The sequence below is a fragment of the Corynebacterium sp. HMSC078A10 genome (assembly GCF_001811565.1).
In the GTDB taxonomy this organism is placed as follows: Bacteria; Actinomycetota; Actinomycetes; order Mycobacteriales; family Mycobacteriaceae; genus Corynebacterium; species Corynebacterium hesseae.
Map to the genome: position 1 here is coordinate 1 of NZ_KV805204.1, position 15,877 is coordinate 15,877.

A 15,877-nucleotide genomic window follows, 5' to 3' on the forward strand; every position below is an offset into this window, starting at 1 on the left:
GGCGTCGGGTCCTCAGACGGTTCCGGCGTCGGCTCGTCAACCATGGTTGGGTTTTCGAGCGTAACCTTAACAGGCTTGTCGCCTTCGATCGTCACGGTGATTTCCTCGCCGGACTCTTCGCCAGCAGTGAACTTGGGTTCGCCGTAGGTGACCTTCTTGCCGCCTTCGGTTTCGACGTCAGCTGGCTTTTCTTCGGTCAGGCGGACCTTGGTGCCTGCAGGAACGTCCTCAGGCAGGGACACGGTCTCGTCGTTCTTGACGGTGAGGGTGCCGGTTTTCTTTTCGCCATCGAGTTCGTAGGAGTACTTGACGTTGTACTCGGTGTCTGCAGGAACGAGGGCAGCACCGTCGCCGGTTACTGTCTTGATAACGGACAGGTTGCCGTTCTGGACCTTCTTCTCAGCCTTGTTGACGAGGTTGAGCTTGACCGGCTCATTCGTCTCGGGCGTCACGCTGAACGAACCGTCTTCGTTCTTGGTTACGCCGTCACCGGTGATCTCATAGTCGCTCCACTCGATACCGTCAATCTCTGGAAGGTTGACTTCCGTGATCTTGAACTCGGTGCCGATCTTGTAGCGCTTGGAGTTAACGCGGTTCTCTTCACCAGCTTCGAGCTCGAGGGTGTCCTCTTCATCTGCGGCGGTGTACTTCACGGTGTACTTGGTGCCTGCTGGCACCTCTTCTGCACCGTTACCTTCAACTGTCTTGGCGATGGAGAAGCGGGTGTATTCCTTACCGGAACCAGTACCGCCACCGATTGCGGTGTAGGTGAAAGTCGCCTCAGCGTCCCTGCCGTTGACCTTTGCGGTGTTCTTGAAGACATCGCCTTCGAAGGCCTTGCCGTCCATCTTGGTCCAGTAAAGGACGCGGTACTGGACGCGCTTATCGGTTGGAACGTTCTTCACCGTGACGGTGAAGTGGGTGCTGCCTTCAGCAAGGTCGGTCTCGAAGTCAGCTGAGTCAACAGGTTTCCAGTCTTCACCTTCAACGAAAGTGCCGTCCTCGGCAACGTTGCGGTATTCGACCTCAACACCGAAGTCGTTGGTCTTGTGACGCTCGAACTCGGTGTTATCCACGATCGAGTCAGTAACGGTCACGGTGCCGTCTTCGGCGACGGTGTTAGGGAACTGGATACCCCAAGCTATCAAGTCGTCAGCGATCTTGGTGCGTGCGCTGTACTTGTATGGGTCATTGGATGCGTATCCAGGACCAACGCGGCCGATGCCGCCGTCACCTGGGATTGGAACAGGGACAGTCTTGCCGTCGATGATGAAATCGGCGGTGCTGTTGTCGCTCTGCTCGTCAAGGGTTGCGAGGAACCACAGTTCGCCGCCGACGTCTTCCTTGCCGTTGACAAAGTCAGTCAGGGTGCAGGTGACAACTGGCGCTGGGTCGTTCGTAACCTTACAGTTAGCAACGGTTTCGCCTGTTTCCTTATCCGGAACCGCGAACTCACCGTTACCGTAGTTAGAGAATTCCTTCGGCAGGGTCATGCCGAAAGTCTCGCCAGCCTGTGCTCCGTTTGGAACGTTCCACTTTGCCGTGACTTTTACTTCGTCATCGACACGTGCCTGGCCGCCATCTTTACCGTTGAACGTCACGTTGACGTCGGAGATGGCGCCTGGGTAGTCGAATTCCTCGGTCGCGTTAGCTGGACCGACGCCGACGATCAGGTACATCGCCGTCAGGCACAATGTTAAGAGCAGGCCGCCAAGGCTGCGTTTCTTTAGTTTCATAAGTTTATCTTTCTGCGGTGATAAGTCCGCGAAGACTGCGACTCATCTGATGTCCTTATCAGTTGCGGGCACACTTTCCATAGCAACAAACACCAGACGATGCCTGTCAGTGCGATCTGTTGCTACTTACAAACTTGATTATAGCATGTGAGCATACTGCAAACATCACGAAGATACACTTAATGTGCCGTGCGATGCGGTATGTCGGCATCGCTACAGCTTTTGAAGGGTTGCGACCATCGCTTCGAGTGCGTTTTACACAATGGGCCGAGGCTTGCCCATGTTGAAGCTCACCCTGCCCTTGCCGGTCCGCCCGGTGGCCGCACCGTCGTTCATAACCCCACAGGAGAGAAAACCTCCGCTCTTATTCCTAAGGTTGGTTTATCTTGGACCGGCCTGCGCCTTACTGGTCTTGTATGACGTCGTGACGCACGATGGTCTGGTCACGGCCAGGGCCGACACCAATGTAGGAGATGCGACAGCCGGAGAGCTCCTCTAGGCGCAGGACGTAATCCTGTGCCTTCTGCGGGAGATCCTCAAACGTCTGACAATTAGTAATGTCCTCATCCCAGCCCGGCATGGTCTCAAAAATGGGCTCGCCGTGGTGGAACTCAGACTGGGTCAGCGGCATCTCGTCGTAGCGCTTGCCGTCAACGTCATAGGCCACGCAGATGGGAATCTCACCAATACCGGTGAGCACGTCCAGCTTGGTCAGGAAGTAGTCTGTGAAACCATTGACGCGGGTGGCGTAGCGGGCAATCACAGAGTCGTACCAGCCACAGCGACGCTTGCGACCGGTGTTGACGCCGATTTCACCGCCGGTGGTCTGCAGGTACTCGCCCCACTTATCGAAAAGCTCCGTGGGGAACGGACCAGCGCCCACGCGAGTGGTGTAAGCCTTGATGATGCCAAGGGAAGTCTTAATGCGTGTCGGGCCAATGCCGGAGCCCACAGCAGCACCGCCCGCAGTCGGATTCGATGATGTCACGAACGGGTAGGTGCCGTGGTCAACATCCAGCATGGTGGCCTGGCCGCCCTCCATGAGAACGTGCTTGCCCTCATCCAATGCCTGGTTCAGTTCCAGCTCAGCCTCAATCACCATTGGGCGCAGGCGCTCGCGGTAGCTCAGGAAGTACTCCACCACCTGCTCCGGCTCAATGGCCTTGCGGTTGTACATCTTCACCAGCATCTGGTTCTTGATGTCCAGGGCGGACTCAACCTTCTGGCGCAGGATGGATTCATCGAAGATGTCCTGCACACGGATACCGATGCGGGCTACCTTGTCGGCATAAGCCGGGCCGATGCCGCGGCCGGTGGTGCCGATGGCGCGCTTGCCCAGGAAGCGCTCCTGCACGCGGTCCAAGGTCTGATGGTACGGCGCCACAAGGTGGGCGTTGGCGGAAATCTTCAGTCGCGAGGCGTTTGCGCCGCGGGCTTCGAGGCCGTCGATCTCATCGAAGAGGGCCTCCAGGTTAATCACCACACCGTTGCCCAAGACTGGGGTGGCGTTTTCAGAAAGAATGCCGGCGGGAAGGAGCTTTAGCTCGTACTTCTCGCCGCCGACCACGACGGTGTGGCCGGCATTGTTACCGCCGTTGGGCTTCACTACGTAATCGACTTTGCCGCCGAGGATGTCGGTAGCCTTGCCCTTGCCTTCATCGCCCCACTGGGCGCCGACGATGACGATCGCTGCCATGTTTGGTGTCACTTCCTATTTATTGAAGTCAAATACGCACCTACTTTACCCGTCACGGCGGTTAAGCGTTGAGTTTGTGACATGGTCATCAAGATTTGCTGTACTGGCGGGGCTTGACAGAGTCCGCAGTAGGTTCGGAACGTGATTGGCTAGGCGGTTTCGGTGGCCGAATCGTTGCCGCCAGAGCCCTCGTTATCGAAGTAGATGGTGTCATTGGTGAACATCAGGCGCGACTTGTCTGGGGTGCTGACGATGATGCTGTCATCAACAACAGCGATTTGGCCTTCGACGTCACCAACGCCGATTCGGTAGAGCCCGTTGCCTTCAATCTTCGTGCCGTTAGTTGGGATTTCATCGTCATACTGAGTGAACTCAGTACTGCCCTCTAGCGGCAGGAAGGTCACTAAGTTGAATTCCATCCCCTCCGGCATTGGGGTCTTGGCCCCCTTGATGGCCCAAGTCCCGCCGTCGCCATGCGCACAGTCAATGGCGTTGTTTTCCTCAATAATGCCGCAGACCATGTTCCAGCCGTCGGCGGAGATAGTGAAGAGCTCTTCGCCGCGGAGGTCTTCTTCATCTTTGGCCAAATCTGCGGACTCAGTCGGTTCCGAGTCCACGTCAATGAAGAATATGTCCGAGTTCACGCCATCGAAGGAGCTTTCCATGGACGTAGCTTCGACACCTGGGCGCTTGTTTACTTTGCCCTCAACTCCGACGATGTCACCATCGGTCTTGGACTCATAGGTATAGCCCTCACCGTCCTCCTCTACCTCTAAGGAAGAGGACGTGATGTAGAGAGCATCCTCGTCCTTAAGTTCGCCCTTGGAGAAGAAGACGGGGACTTTGACGTTCTCCCCATCAAACTCGCCTTCCAGCACCACGTAGCTGAGGAATTTGCAGGGATCGTATTCATCCTCACCGACACTGACGTTCTCAAACTTCTCGGTGGAGCCCTTCACATAGGCTTCTTCATTCTCCAGGACCTTGCTGAGTTCGGTGTCCTCGAGTTCTTTCTTCTCATCACAATCAGCGTTGGTGCTTGATGAGGATGCACTGCTGGATGTCGACGTGGCCGTCGAAGAAGTAGTCGTCGCAGAACTCGTCACGGACTCGGCGGCGGCCTCGGTGAATCCCGGCTCCTCAGCTTCCCTCAGGGAACCGCCGATGAAGCTGCACGAACTCATCACAAGACCAGCGGCGGATACAAGCGCAAGGGTTGTCATACGGGCGGACATGGTGATTACCTCCAGCTGTTAGACAAAGAAGAATTGAGTGGAAGAGTTGAGTATTAAGAAGTTTGGCGTTGTCTTGGAGCCTACTGGCAGAATGTGATGTGCACTACTTTTCTGGGGAAAGCTCCGCTGCTCGTGCATCACTGAAGGTGCTTTTTAGCCAAGCTCTCCCAACGCTTCTATGCTTCTTGTATGATCTGTGCGCTTGTAGACTGCGGCGGCCACCTCACCAACGCCCACACCACTGCTCTGGTTGGGGCTGCCCAGCATGGAGTTCGTGTCGAACACTTCCGCTTCGCGGAGGTTCCCACCCGGCAAGAGTTGAAGGCTATTGATGCGCTGGCCAGGGAGATCCTTCCGGAAGACCCCACCCCATCGCTGGATGAGATTGCCGCGCAGCCAGACGTGAGCCACCTCGGCGCACCGGGGCCAGCACCCCAGGCCCCGTTCCTGAGCGAAACGCTGCGCGTTGTGGTCATTGGCAACGACGCTGCGCTTAGCGCCGTGCTGACCCGCATGATGCGGGCTGACTACCTATGGGCCGAGGTGGGCTACGTTCCCACCGGGGAGCACTCCACCGCGGCGATGAATTGGGGCTTAAAAGCTAGCGAAACGGGCCAGGGCCGCCAGGGGCTCGGCGACCATGGAGCAGTGATGGAGGAGGCGCTCTCCTTTGCCATGACCGCGCCCGTCAAGCCGGCGCCGCTTATCCGCAATGACGCGGGCCTCGCCGTGGCGGGCTCGGCAACGATTGCGGAGTGGTCGAACGAGGAGATCACTGGTGAGATCATCGTTGACGATGCCGTGCTGCTGCGCGCGGACCGCGAGAAGGATGTCTTCGGCGCAAAGCTCGTGCCGATGACGGATGCGCCGGGCATCGTGGCGGCAAAGGCGGTGACCAGTTTTGAAGCGGACGAAGCGCCGCGTCGTGGGCTCCTCGCCCGCCTGCGCAAGCCTGCCCAACCTGGGCAGCTCGACCCCGCCAGCGTCATGCAAGGCCGGGCGGTACAGGCTGGCGGGCCTTCGCTCAGCGTCAGCGTTGATGGAGTCCGCGCCAAGCGGCCGGTCAAGCGCGTGACGTTCTACCGCCACCTGCGGGACCTACAGATAGTGCGGCCCTAGGCAAGTAGGGCCCTAGTTCTCTTCCCAGACCTCCGGCGGGTAGGCCGGGTGCTTGGAGGTGGGCACGAGTTGTGCCACGGCTGACTCGCGCGACATGCCACACACCATGAGCAGGTCCACGATGATGGAGCGCGTCTGTGCCAGCACAGCATAGGCGGAGAGTACGGCTTCCTCGCCGGCGATGTCCATCGAGCAGCGCGCCCCCAGCTGGCGTAGGCGGTTGACTATCTCAGGAATGGCGTGCGCCTCATCCACGCGGCGCTCACGCGCGGTTTGGTGGGTATAGAGATCGGAAAGCTTCATCGTGATGTCAGCGAGTTCATCGATGATCTCAACTTGCTCGGCCGTGGCCTGGTCGCCGTCCTCGGCGAGCACGAGCGCACGGCGGGAGAGCACGCGGGTGCCGCGGACCATGTTGTCAACAGGAGTGAGAATGCGTTCCAGGGAGCGCACGGTGCGCTGCGTGCTCCACAGGAAGGGTGATAACCGTGCGGTTTCCGCGCCGCCCTTGGTGGCGTTGAGCATGTTGTTGATGTCATCCTGCGTGCCGCGCACGGCATCGCGGGCCTCCGTGATGGTCTCGGGATCGTTTTCTTCCAGCCCCTTAGCCACGTCGGAGAGGACCAGGGAGGTAATGCCCAAGACCTTCGAGACTTCCGAGCGTCCCGCGCGCAAGGGAGAGGATGGAATCAACACGATCATCGTGATGCCAATGACCGCACCGATGATGGCGTCAACAGCGCGGGAGAGACCACCCATATCTTCCGGGGGAAGGATGGTGGCGATAAGGATGGCGGCGATGACGATCTGGTTGCTCACCATCTGCGAGCCCGTAACAAAGGAGCCGATCACCAGGGCGAGGCCGATGATGATGGTCATGTGGATGGGGCCGGTCCCGAGGGCGTCGACAAGCAACGTGCCCACCAGCACGCCCACGATGCCGCCGATGGACATGTCGACTGCGCGCTTCAGGCGGTCGCTGCCCGATAGACCAAGGATGATGATGACGGCCATCGGAGCAAAGAAGGGCTGCTCGTGGCCGAAGAAATCGTGCGCAACATAAAAGGCCAAACCCGCGCCCAGCGTGCACTGAATCATGAACACGAGCCGGTTGCGGATGCGCGTGAGGCGCGCCTTGAGCGACTTATCCACCAACCGCAACTGCTCGCGGGTGGTCTTGCGAACGCGTTTGACGGTACTCGACGAATTCGACGATGACTCTTGCGCTTCCATGACTCCGGTATTTTACGCGTTCTGGCGGCAGGTTTGGACGAACAAAGCCACCCCTTTGAGGTCAAGGGGTGGCTTGGTGACATGTACTGACGCCACTTAGAGCCTGCGGCTGCTAAGCAGCGGCGTCCAGGAGGCGCCGGTGTCAGCTGGGCAGTGGATTACTTAGAAACGGTCTTGCCCACGGAGTGCAGGTCGGTGCAGGCCTCAACCACGCGGTCAGCCATGCCCTGCTCAGCCTTCTTCATGTAGGAGCGCGGGTCGTAGACCTTCTTGTTGCCCACCTCGCCGTCGATCTTGAAGACGCCGTCGTAGTTGGCGAACATGTGGCGTGCAACCGGGTTGGTGAAGGCGTACTGGGTATCGGTGTCAACGTTCATCTTGATGACGCCGTAGCGCAGGGCCTCCTCGATCTTCTCCTTCTCGGAGCCGGAGCCACCGTGGAAGACGAAGTCGAAGGGCTGGGAGCCTTCTTCCAGGCCGAGCTTCTTGACAGCAACCTTCTGGCCCTCGTCGAGGACCTCCGGGCGCAGCTTCACGTTGCCCGGCTTGTAGACGCCGTGGACGTTGCCGAAGGTAGCGGCCAGCAGGTAGCGGCCCTTCTCGCCGGTACCGAGGGCATCGACGGTCTTCTCAAAGTCCTCCGGGGAGGTGTAGAGGTTAGCGCCGGCCTTAGCCTCAACGCCGTCCTCTTCGCCGCCGACGACGCCGATCTCAACCTCGAGGATGATGTTGGCGTTGTGGGCCTTCTCCAGGAGCTCCTGGGCGATCACAAGGTTCTCATCGATCGGGATAGCGGAGCCATCCCACATGTGGGACTGGAAGAGCGGAAGCTCGCCGCGGTCAACGCGCTCCTGGGAGAAGGCGATCAGCGGGCGCACGTACTCATCCAGAACTTCCTTCTGGCAGTGGTCAGTGTGCAGCGCAACGTTAATGCCGTAGTTCTTGGCAGCCTCGTGAGCGAAGGCAGCCAGGGCCTTGGCGCCGGCAACCTTGTTCTTCACGGACAGGCCCGAACCGAACTCGGCGCCGCCGGTGGAGAACTGGATGATGCCGTCGGACTCAGCCTCGGCGAAGCCGCGGAGAGCGGCGTTGATGGTTTCGGAGGAGGTGCAGTTAATTGCCGGGAATGCGAAGCCGCCCTTCTTGGCGGTATCCAGCATCTGGTTATAAACCTCAGGGGTTGCAATAGGCATGAAATTCCATCCTTTGGAGTTGCTGTGCAGTAAGCCGTGCCGTCTCACAAACCAGCGAAACAACACGTTCCAACACCCAAGTATGCCTGTTATTGTGGTTTTCCGCCGCGAGATGAGGTGTGACCTCACTTAAACCGCGTCGGGCACGGGCATTCCCAACCCGCCTAGCTGGGACAATGCCGCTTTTATTTGGATTCTGACTTGTACTTCACAATCCGGGTGCAGGCCTCCAACAACATCCAACCGGACAATTGAACGGACAAATCGCGCTCAGCCACGCGGATGATGCCCATCTTCTGGCTCAATGACGTAGGCCCGAAACCGTAGTTATGAGGCAGCTTCGCGTCCGCAGTCCAATCGGAGCCGAAGATGGGCAGGCCGTCCACTTCTAGACGGTGTTCCCACACGGATTCCGCCGAGGCCGTCACGAGGCGAGCGGCCAGCTTCTTCGTCGCGCGGTTGGCCGGGGAATCGCCCGGCAGGCGCACGGCGACGTCCGCGAGGTAGCGGGCCAGGATGCCTTTGAAGAGGCCGCCGTCGCCGTCGCCAGTCTGCCAGTCGATGACACCCGTGTACGTCGCCATGCCCGTGGCCACTGCTTGGACAAGGCCACGGATGCGCGTGGTGTAATCCATCATGTCCGCGGCGAGCTCGGCCTCATGGACGGAGTCGATATCCTCCACGGAGCGCAGGCCGGTCTTCTCCCGCAGCGCCAGCACGATTTCCAAGCAGGCACCGAGCACCACGCCCTGGCAGTAGGGGTGGATGTTGCGGACGATCTCCTGCCCATCCATACGCATGCGGATGCCGTCCATGACGAAGCCATCGTCATCGATGAGGTGATCGTAGATCCAGTCCACGATGTGGCGGGCCTCCTCCACGCGCCCCATGCGGGCCAGCATAATGGCGCCCGGGCCGTTGGAGGGGACATTGAGGAAGGTCTCGCCTTCACGCCAGGGCAGCACGCCTACTTGGGAGTCGATGCCATCGCGGATGTTGTTCTGCAGGGTGCCCAGCTTCTTATAGGGGCGCTGCTTCTTGAGCTCACCGGCCCGGGCGATGGCCAGGGCGAGCCATGCTTTGTCGTCGTAGTAGCGGTTCTTCGTCAGCGCGCGGAGGTTGCGCACGTGAATTCCCCGGATAGTGTCAGCGATGCGCGCGCGGCGGGCCTTGGTGTTTTTGCGCAGGGCGGCATCAACAAGACAGTCCAGATAATGCGCCTGCCACCAATAGTGCCAGTGCACAAAGAGCGATTCCTTGGTGGTGGGTGGCCAACTCACTACGGCAAGGTTGGTACGGGGCAAGCCCCACACGGCCTGCGCGTGGCGCTCATTGATGGCTGTTTCCGCAAGGTCGGCGCGGTGGGACCATTTCTCTAACACTTTTGTCTCATCATTCTCACAATGTGAATTCGTTACCTAGATGTAAACACAGTGCGCGGGATCTCACCAAGCTTTTGATAAATCGGCGTGCTGTCGAATCCATGCATGCATGGCGATGCCCGCGGCCACGCCCGCGTTGATGGAGCGAGTAGAACCAAATTGCGCGATTGAGCAGGTCATCACCGCTGCGTCCTGGGCTTCCGGACTGACACCCGGGCCTTCCTGCCCGAAGAGGAGCAGACAGCGCTCGGGCAGCTCCGCGGTTTCTAGGGGGACACACCCGGGGGTGTTATCGATGGCCACGACGGTCAGGTCTTGGTCGGCCGCCCAGGCCATCAGTTCGCTCACGTCCGCGTGGTGCATGAGGTGCTGGTACCTGTCGGTGACCATGGCGCCGCGTCGGTTCCAGCGGCGGCGGCCCACGATGTGGACGGTATCGACGGCAAAGGCGTTGGCGGTGCGCACCACCGTTCCGATGTTGGAATCGTTCTCGAAGTTCTCGATGGCGATGTGCAGGGCGTGCCGGCGCTTATCGATATCCTCCCGAATCGCCTCGCGCGTCCAATAACGGTAGGCGTCGACGACGTTGCGGCGATCCCCCTCCGCGAGCAGTTCGGGATCGTATTTCTCCGCTTCGGGGCCTTCCGGCAGCGGGCCTTCCCAGGGGCCAACGCCGTGGCGGCCCTCATTCCACTCGGTGGGGCCTTTGGCCTCCGCTTCTTCCTCGGGATTAGGCAAGGTCCAGGTCCTCGAGGCCCAGCAGGTAGCGGTATTCCAGCCCCTCAGCGGCGATGGCTGCGCCGGCGTCGGTATTGCGGTCCACCACGGTGGCCACGCCAACAACCTCGGCGCCTGCCTTGCGAAGAGCCTTCACCGCGGTCAGCGGCGAGTTGCCAGTCGTGGTGGTGTCCTCGACAACGAGCACCTTCTGGCCCTCAACGTTGAAGCCCTCGATCTGGCGCTGCATGCCGTGCTTCTTGGCTTCCTTGCGGACGACGAAGGCATCGATATCGCGACCGTCAGCGTGCATGATGGCCAACCCGACCGGGTCCGCGCCCATGGTCAGACCGCCGGCGGCGGCGTAATCCCAGTCGGCGGTGAGCTCACGCAGCAGCGCGCCGATAAGCCGCGAGGCCTCGTGCTGCAGGGTGGCGCGGCGCAGGTCCACGTAGTAATCGGCCTCCTTGCCGGAGGACAACGTGACTTTGCCGTGGACGACGGCCAGCTCCTTCACCAGCTCTGCTAGGCGTTGCTTCTTCTGCTGATCCAGGCTCATCGCTCGCTCCTTAAAATCTGTGGCTTTATAGCCTTGAAAAATCCGCCCTGTAGTTTACCCTCTTGCCGCACGGTTGCCCGCGACTAGTGCTGGTGCCGGGATGGCAGGCCTAGTCGAAGATGGAGGAGCCGCCGTCGAAACGGCGTGGGAGGCGAGCCTGGTTATTTTCGGGGGCGGGGTGTTCGTGGCCGTCGGCAATCGCGTCCACCTCGTCCGCACCCAAGCTGGAATGGTCGATGGTGCCGCGGGCTTCGCTGGTGGTGCGGCTCGGCATGACCACCGGCTCGGTGGGGCGCTGGATGGTCGGGGTGTCGAGGGAATCATCACGATCCGGAACTGCCGTGGGCCCGGTCGGCTCCGGTTGCGGGGGCTCCGGGATATCGCGGCTCGGGTCGAGCTCATCAACGCGCAGCACTTGGGCAGCCTCGGAGCGCGGTGGGAGCACGCGGGCGGAATCGGCGAGCGTGGCCAGTGGCTCGAGCAGCTCTTCCCACTCTGCGCTGCGCGCCTGCCGGGTGGTCTGGGCAAGCGCCCACTCCCCCTCCATCCACACGGCGGTCACCTCGGCGGGAAGGCGGCTCAGCGCGTCGGTGACGCGGGCATCGATGAGGCGCTGTCCCACGCCGGCGTCGGTGGCGAAGACCTCGAAGCCTTCCTCCTCACGCACGTACACCAGATCCTCAGAATGGTTCTCCGCTTCCTCGCCTGCTCGGCGGAAATCCACAACAATGTCGGAGGCCGCGCCGGTGCGCATGGCCATAACTGGGATTGAGCCCATGTCGAAGAGCAGCGTCTCATGGCCACGGACGTTTCCGGCCACGATGTCCCGGGGTTCCTGGCCGCGGGCGGCTGCGCCGCGGGTCCACTCATCGGCCAGGTAGGAATCGTGCTTGATGTATTCCCAGCCGCGCTGCTGGCCAAAGGCCTTGCGCTCGCGGCGGGCGCTGCCCGGCACGAGGTGCCTGGCGCGCTCTGCGCGCTCGGCAAAGCTGTGCGCTGGTGCCGGTTCTGTGCTTGCTTCTACGGCCGGCTCTGCCTCAGGCTCTGGGGTGGTTTCCGGCTCGGTTGCGATGGCGGGCTCTACTGTGGGCTCGGGTTCTTCGGCGAGCACAGGTTCGGCCTCGGGCTCTGGGTAGGCCTCTGCGGTTGCTTCGGGCTCAGCGGATTCAGGCTCGGCAGCTTCAGGGGCCGCGGCATCGGCTGCGCCGTCGGCAGAATCGGTGGCAATAACGTCGGCAGAGGCGCCGGTATCGGTGAGGGTGTCGGTTGCTGCATCACCGGCGGAGTGCGCGGCGCGCTGGCGCTGATCCAACCAGAGCACGATGAGACCAGCTGCGAGCGCGAGGGCGGCGAGGGATAAGAGTACGAAAGGCATCATTGACCGACTCTAATCGCCCGGCGCGCCCCATTCGCGCTGACGCGCTGGTCACGCGCGGATTCTAGACGTGCTCGCGGTCCCCGCGCTCCACGGGATTGCGCGGATTGGCCGACCACTGCGACCATCCGCCCACGAAGTGGCGCAGGCCGGTAAAGCCCACGTGCTCCAGAACGGCAATGGTGAGCGCGGAGTGGTTGCCGGAACCGGAGTAGATGATGGCGCCGTCCACGTTCTCCTTAGTCACGCCGTGCTGGTCAAGGATTTCCAGGATTTCTTCCTTGGACTTCCACACGGTGATGTCCTGCGTGTGGAAGAGGCGCTCGGGCAGGTTAACCGCGCCCGGGATGTGGCCGGCCTTCAGGTCGAGGTTCTCGCGGCGGCCGGCGAAGCGGTTGCGCGTTCGAACGTCGAGAAGCAGGCCCTTGTGTTCCTTGACTTCATCGATGGTGACCGTGGGCATCGAGCCCGGCTTCACTTTAAGGTTCGAGGTCATGCCCAGGTTGCCCGGGCCGGTGAGCGTGGGCATTGCCTGGGCGCGCCAGTTGGACAGGCCGCCGTCGAGAATGCGGACATTCTGGATGCCCGCCCAGCGCAGCGTCCACCACGCGCGGCCGGCGAAGAGGCCGCGGCCTTCGTCGTAGACCACGACCTCGCTATCCTCACGCAGGCCCCAGTGATCGATCCACTCTTGAATCTTCTCGGTCTGTGGGAGTGGGTTGCGCCCGACCTTGGAACCCGGCAGGCCCACGAAGGCTGACGCGGCGTCCGCGTACTGGGCGGTTGGAATGTGAAGGGAAGAAAAGAGATTGAAGGCCTCGCCTTCCCCTGGGGCCCAGAGGGAAGCGAGGATGGTCGTCTTGTCACCGCGGTAAATCTTCTCACTCAGCTCGTGAGGGGAGATCAAAATGCTCATGCCCCCAGATCATAGGGGCATGAGCGGGTGCTGGCGACCGGTGAGCGCGGTGAGCACTTATCGTGCTCACCGGTTTAGGCGGCGCCTTAGGCGGTGCGGGCAGCTAGGTCGAGGTGCTCGCCGCCGTCGGCAACGTCAACGTGCACGGTATCGCCGTCCACGATGTCACCCGCCAAGAGCTTCTTGGCGAGCTGGTCACCGATGGCCTGCTGGATCAGGCGGCGCAGCGGGCGGGCACCGTAGGCCGGGTCATAGCCGCGCTCCGCCAGCCACAGCTTGGCGGCGTCGGACACGTTCAGCGTCAGGCGGCGGCCGGACAGGCGCTCGGCCAAGCCCTTGAGCTGAATGTCCACGATGCCGGTGAGCAGATCCGAAGTCAGCGGCTCAAACATCACGACATCATCGAGGCGGTTGATGAATTCCGGCTTGAAGCTGCGCTTGACCGCCTCCATGACCTCTTCCTTGGTGCCGCCGGCACCCAGGTTCGAGGTCAGGATGATGACCGTGTTGCGGAAGTCCACGGTACGACCCTGGCCATCGGTCAGGCGGCCTTCATCGAGCACCTGGAGCAGCACGTCGAAGACGTCCGGGTGGGCCTTCTCGACTTCGTCGAAAAGCACCAGCGTGTACGGGCGGCGTCGCACCGCCTCCGTGAGCTGACCGCCGGCGTCGTAGCCCACGTATCCCGGAGGGGCACCGACGAGGCGGGCCACGGAGTGCTTCTCACCGAACTCGGACATGTCGATGCGGACCATGGCGGATTCATCGTCGAAGAGGAAGTCCGCCAAAGCCTTCGCCAGCTCCGTCTTACCCACGCCGGTCGGGCCGAGGAAGAGGAAGGAACCGGTCGGGCGGTTGGGGTCAGCCACACCGGCACGCGCGCGACGAACGGCGTCGGACACCGCGGTGACGGCCTCCTTCTGGCCCACCACGCGCTCACCCAACACGGACTCCATGTTGAGCAGCTTCTCGGTCTCACCCTGCAGCATCTTGCCGGCCGGGATGCCGGTCCAAGCGGAGACGACCTCCGCGATGGTATCCGGAGTGACCTCCTCAGTGAGCATGGTGTTGTGCTGCTGCTGCGCCTTCTCCTCGGCCGCAGCCAGGTCCTTCTCCAGCGGCGGCATCTTGCCGTAATTGATCTCGGAGGCCAGGGCTAGGTCACCATCGCGCTCCGCAATCTCGGCCTGGCGGCGCAGATCCTCCAGCTGTTCCTTGATGGTCTGCACATCATCGATGGCCTTCTTCTCATTGGCCCAGCGGGCCTTGAGCTCGCCGAGCTTCTCACGCTCATCCGCCAACTCCTGCTGAAGGGCTGCCAGGCGGTCCTTCGAGGCGGCGTCCGATTCCTTTTTTAGAGCCAGCTCCTCAATCTCGAGGCGGCGGACGATACGCTCCAGCTCATCGATCTCCTGCGGGGAGGAGTCAATCTCCATGCGCAGGCGAGAGCCGGCCTCATCGACCAAGTCGATGGCCTTATCCGGCAGGAAGCGGTTGGTGATGTAGCGGTGCGAGAGCTCCGCGGCAGAGACCAGGGCTGAGTCCTGAATGCGCACGCCGTGGTGCACCTCGTAGCGCTCCTTGAGGCCACGGAGGATACCGATGGTGTCCTCCACGGAAGGCTCAGCGGCGTAGACCTGCTGGAAGCGGCGCTCCAGGGCGGCATCCTTCTCGATGTACTTGCGGTACTCGTCGAGGGTGGTAGCACCGACCAGGCGGAGCTCGCCGCGGGCCAGCATGGGCTTAATCATGTTGCCGGCATCCATGGAGCCTTCACCGGTGGCACCGGCGCCGACAATGGTGTGCAGCTCATCGATGAAGGTGATGATCTGCCCATCGGAAGCCTTAATCTCATCGAGCACGGCCTTGAGGCGCTCCTCGAACTCGCCGCGGTACTTCGCGCCGGCGACCATGGAGCCAAGGTCCAGGCTCAGCAGGGTCTTGCCCTTGAGGGATTCCGGGACGTCACCCGCCACGATGCGGCGGGCCAGGCCCTCCACGATGGCGGTCTTACCCACGCCGGGCTCACCGATGAGCACCGGGTTATTCTTCGTGCGACGGCTAAGCACCTGCACGACGCGACGGATTTCCTGATCGCGGCCGATGACCGGGTCGATCTTTCCCTCGCGGGCGCGGGCGGTTAAGTCAGTGGCGTACTTCTCCAGTGCCTGGAACTGCTCCTCGGGGTTCTCCGAAGTCACCTTGGCCGCGCCGCGCACGGAGGGGAAAGCGCCCTTGAGCGCGTCATAGGTGGCACCGCGGGAGGTCAGCAGCTCGGCGGCATCCGACTTGGAGCCCGCAATAGCTGCGAGCAGAACCTCGGTGGAGACGAACTCATCACCGAGCTCGCCGGCCAGCTCCTGGGCACGGGTGAGGACGTTGAGGGCGTCGCGGTTAAAGTTCGGGTTCGCCATGTTGGCGCCCTCGGCCTTTGGGAGGGCGTCGATAAGCTGGCGCGCCTCTTTGAGCACCGTCTCCGGATCCACACCGGTGGCCTTGAGCACCGGGGCGGCGATGCCGTCCTGCTGCGCGAGGATGGCTGCTAAGAGGTGTGCCGGGCGGATGTCCGGGTTACCGTTGGCGGAGGCCGTCTGCAGCGCTTGCTGCAGGGCCTCCTGAGTTTTAGTGGTGGGGTTAAAAGAACTCATTGTTGTGTTTCTCCGTTTCTACTGTTTGTCCAAACCTTCCTGCGGCAACAGTGGCGAAGGAAGCTTCA

The 15,877-nt window shown here is 61.6% G+C and carries 12 protein-coding genes; 2 read left to right on the forward strand and 10 right to left on the reverse strand.

The window, feature by feature from the left end:
- The coding region (locus HMPREF2808_RS05760; RefSeq protein WP_070596957.1) for a DUF5979 domain-containing protein at window positions 1-1,736 on the reverse strand (1,736 nt) is incomplete at its 3' end.
- A 403-nt stretch (window positions 1,737-2,139) separates the two neighbouring features.
- Window positions 2,140-3,432 carry an adenylosuccinate synthase gene (locus HMPREF2808_RS05765; protein WP_070596958.1) on the reverse strand — a complete coding sequence of 431 codons (1,293 nt, stop codon included), beginning with the start codon at window positions 3,430-3,432 and terminating at the stop codon, window positions 2,140-2,142.
- A gap of 318 nt (window positions 3,433-3,750) precedes the next feature.
- Here HMPREF2808_RS05765 and HMPREF2808_RS13965 point away from each other — a divergent pair, with 318 nt between their 5' ends.
- On the forward strand, window positions 3,751-3,798 hold the full coding sequence (locus HMPREF2808_RS13965; protein ID WP_118781210.1) for a hypothetical protein: 48 nt from the start codon (window positions 3,751-3,753) through the stop codon (window positions 3,796-3,798).
- Between the two features lie 1,058 nt (window positions 3,799-4,856).
- On the forward strand, window positions 4,857-5,786 hold the full coding sequence (locus tag HMPREF2808_RS05775) for a hypothetical protein (protein WP_070596960.1): 930 nt from the start codon (window positions 4,857-4,859) through the stop codon (window positions 5,784-5,786).
- Window positions 5,787-5,798: 12 nt separating this feature from the next.
- Here the strand turns inward: HMPREF2808_RS05775 and HMPREF2808_RS05780 are convergent, their stop codons facing one another.
- The 8 genes from HMPREF2808_RS05780 to clpB form a co-directional block, all read right to left on the reverse strand.
- Window positions 5,799-7,019, reverse strand: a complete 1,221-nt coding sequence (locus HMPREF2808_RS05780) for an FUSC family protein (protein WP_070596961.1) — start codon at window positions 7,017-7,019, stop codon at window positions 5,799-5,801.
- Between the two features lie 158 nt (window positions 7,020-7,177).
- Entirely contained in the window at window positions 7,178-8,212 is a 1,035-nt protein-coding gene (gene fbaA, locus HMPREF2808_RS05785; protein WP_070596962.1) for a class II fructose-bisphosphate aldolase, read from the reverse strand.
- 185 nt (window positions 8,213-8,397) lie between these two features.
- The gene (locus HMPREF2808_RS05790) at window positions 8,398-9,594 is read right to left on the reverse strand and encodes a glycoside hydrolase family 76 protein (protein WP_070596963.1); all 1,197 of its coding nucleotides are present in this window, start codon (window positions 9,592-9,594) and stop codon (window positions 8,398-8,400) included.
- A gap of 63 nt (window positions 9,595-9,657) precedes the next feature.
- On the reverse strand, window positions 9,658-10,332 hold the full coding sequence (locus tag HMPREF2808_RS05795; protein WP_070596964.1) for a TrmH family RNA methyltransferase: 675 nt from the start codon (window positions 10,330-10,332) through the stop codon (window positions 9,658-9,660).
- Complete coding sequence (gene pyrE / locus HMPREF2808_RS05800) at window positions 10,325-10,870, reverse strand: orotate phosphoribosyltransferase (RefSeq protein WP_070596965.1); 546 nt, start codon at window positions 10,868-10,870, stop codon at window positions 10,325-10,327. Before pyrE ends, HMPREF2808_RS05795 begins: the two co-directional genes overlap by 8 nt.
- Before the next feature lie 109 nt (window positions 10,871-10,979).
- Window positions 10,980-12,248, reverse strand: coding sequence for a type III secretion system chaperone family protein (locus tag HMPREF2808_RS05805; RefSeq protein ID WP_246818518.1), 1,269 nt, complete (start codon window positions 12,246-12,248; stop codon window positions 10,980-10,982).
- A gap of 61 nt (window positions 12,249-12,309) precedes the next feature.
- Window positions 12,310-13,161 carry a sulfurtransferase gene (locus HMPREF2808_RS05810; protein WP_070596966.1) on the reverse strand — a complete coding sequence of 284 codons (852 nt, stop codon included), beginning with the start codon at window positions 13,159-13,161 and terminating at the stop codon, window positions 12,310-12,312.
- An 86-nt stretch (window positions 13,162-13,247) separates the two neighbouring features.
- A complete protein-coding gene (clpB, locus tag HMPREF2808_RS05815) occupies window positions 13,248-15,809 on the reverse strand; it encodes an ATP-dependent chaperone ClpB (protein ID WP_070624183.1) in 2,562 nt (853 codons plus the stop codon).
- Window positions 15,810-15,877 lie beyond the last annotated feature (68 nt).

Bases quoted from the DNA above. Each gene is read 5' to 3' on its own strand.
- HMPREF2808_RS05780 (WP_070596961.1), bottom strand. From the start codon at position 7,019: ATGGAAGCGCAAGAGTCATCGTCGAATTCGTCGAGTACCGTCAAACGC.
- pyrE (WP_070596965.1), bottom strand. From the start codon at position 10,870: ATGAGCCTGGATCAGCAGAAGAAGCAACGCCTAGCAGAGCTGGTGAAG.
- HMPREF2808_RS05775 (WP_070596960.1), top strand. From the start codon at position 4,857: ATGATCTGTGCGCTTGTAGACTGCGGCGGCCACCTCACCAACGCCCAC.
- fbaA (WP_070596962.1), bottom strand. From the start codon at position 8,212: ATGCCTATTGCAACCCCTGAGGTTTATAACCAGATGCTGGATACCGCC.
- HMPREF2808_RS05805 (WP_246818518.1), bottom strand. From the start codon at position 12,248: ATGATGCCTTTCGTACTCTTATCCCTCGCCGCCCTCGCGCTCGCAGCT.
- clpB (WP_070624183.1), bottom strand. From the start codon at position 15,809: ATGAGTTCTTTTAACCCCACCACTAAAACTCAGGAGGCCCTGCAGCAA.
- HMPREF2808_RS05765 (WP_070596958.1), bottom strand. From the start codon at position 3,432: ATGGCAGCGATCGTCATCGTCGGCGCCCAGTGGGGCGATGAAGGCAAG.
- HMPREF2808_RS05810 (WP_070596966.1), bottom strand. From the start codon at position 13,161: ATGAGCATTTTGATCTCCCCTCACGAGCTGAGTGAGAAGATTTACCGC.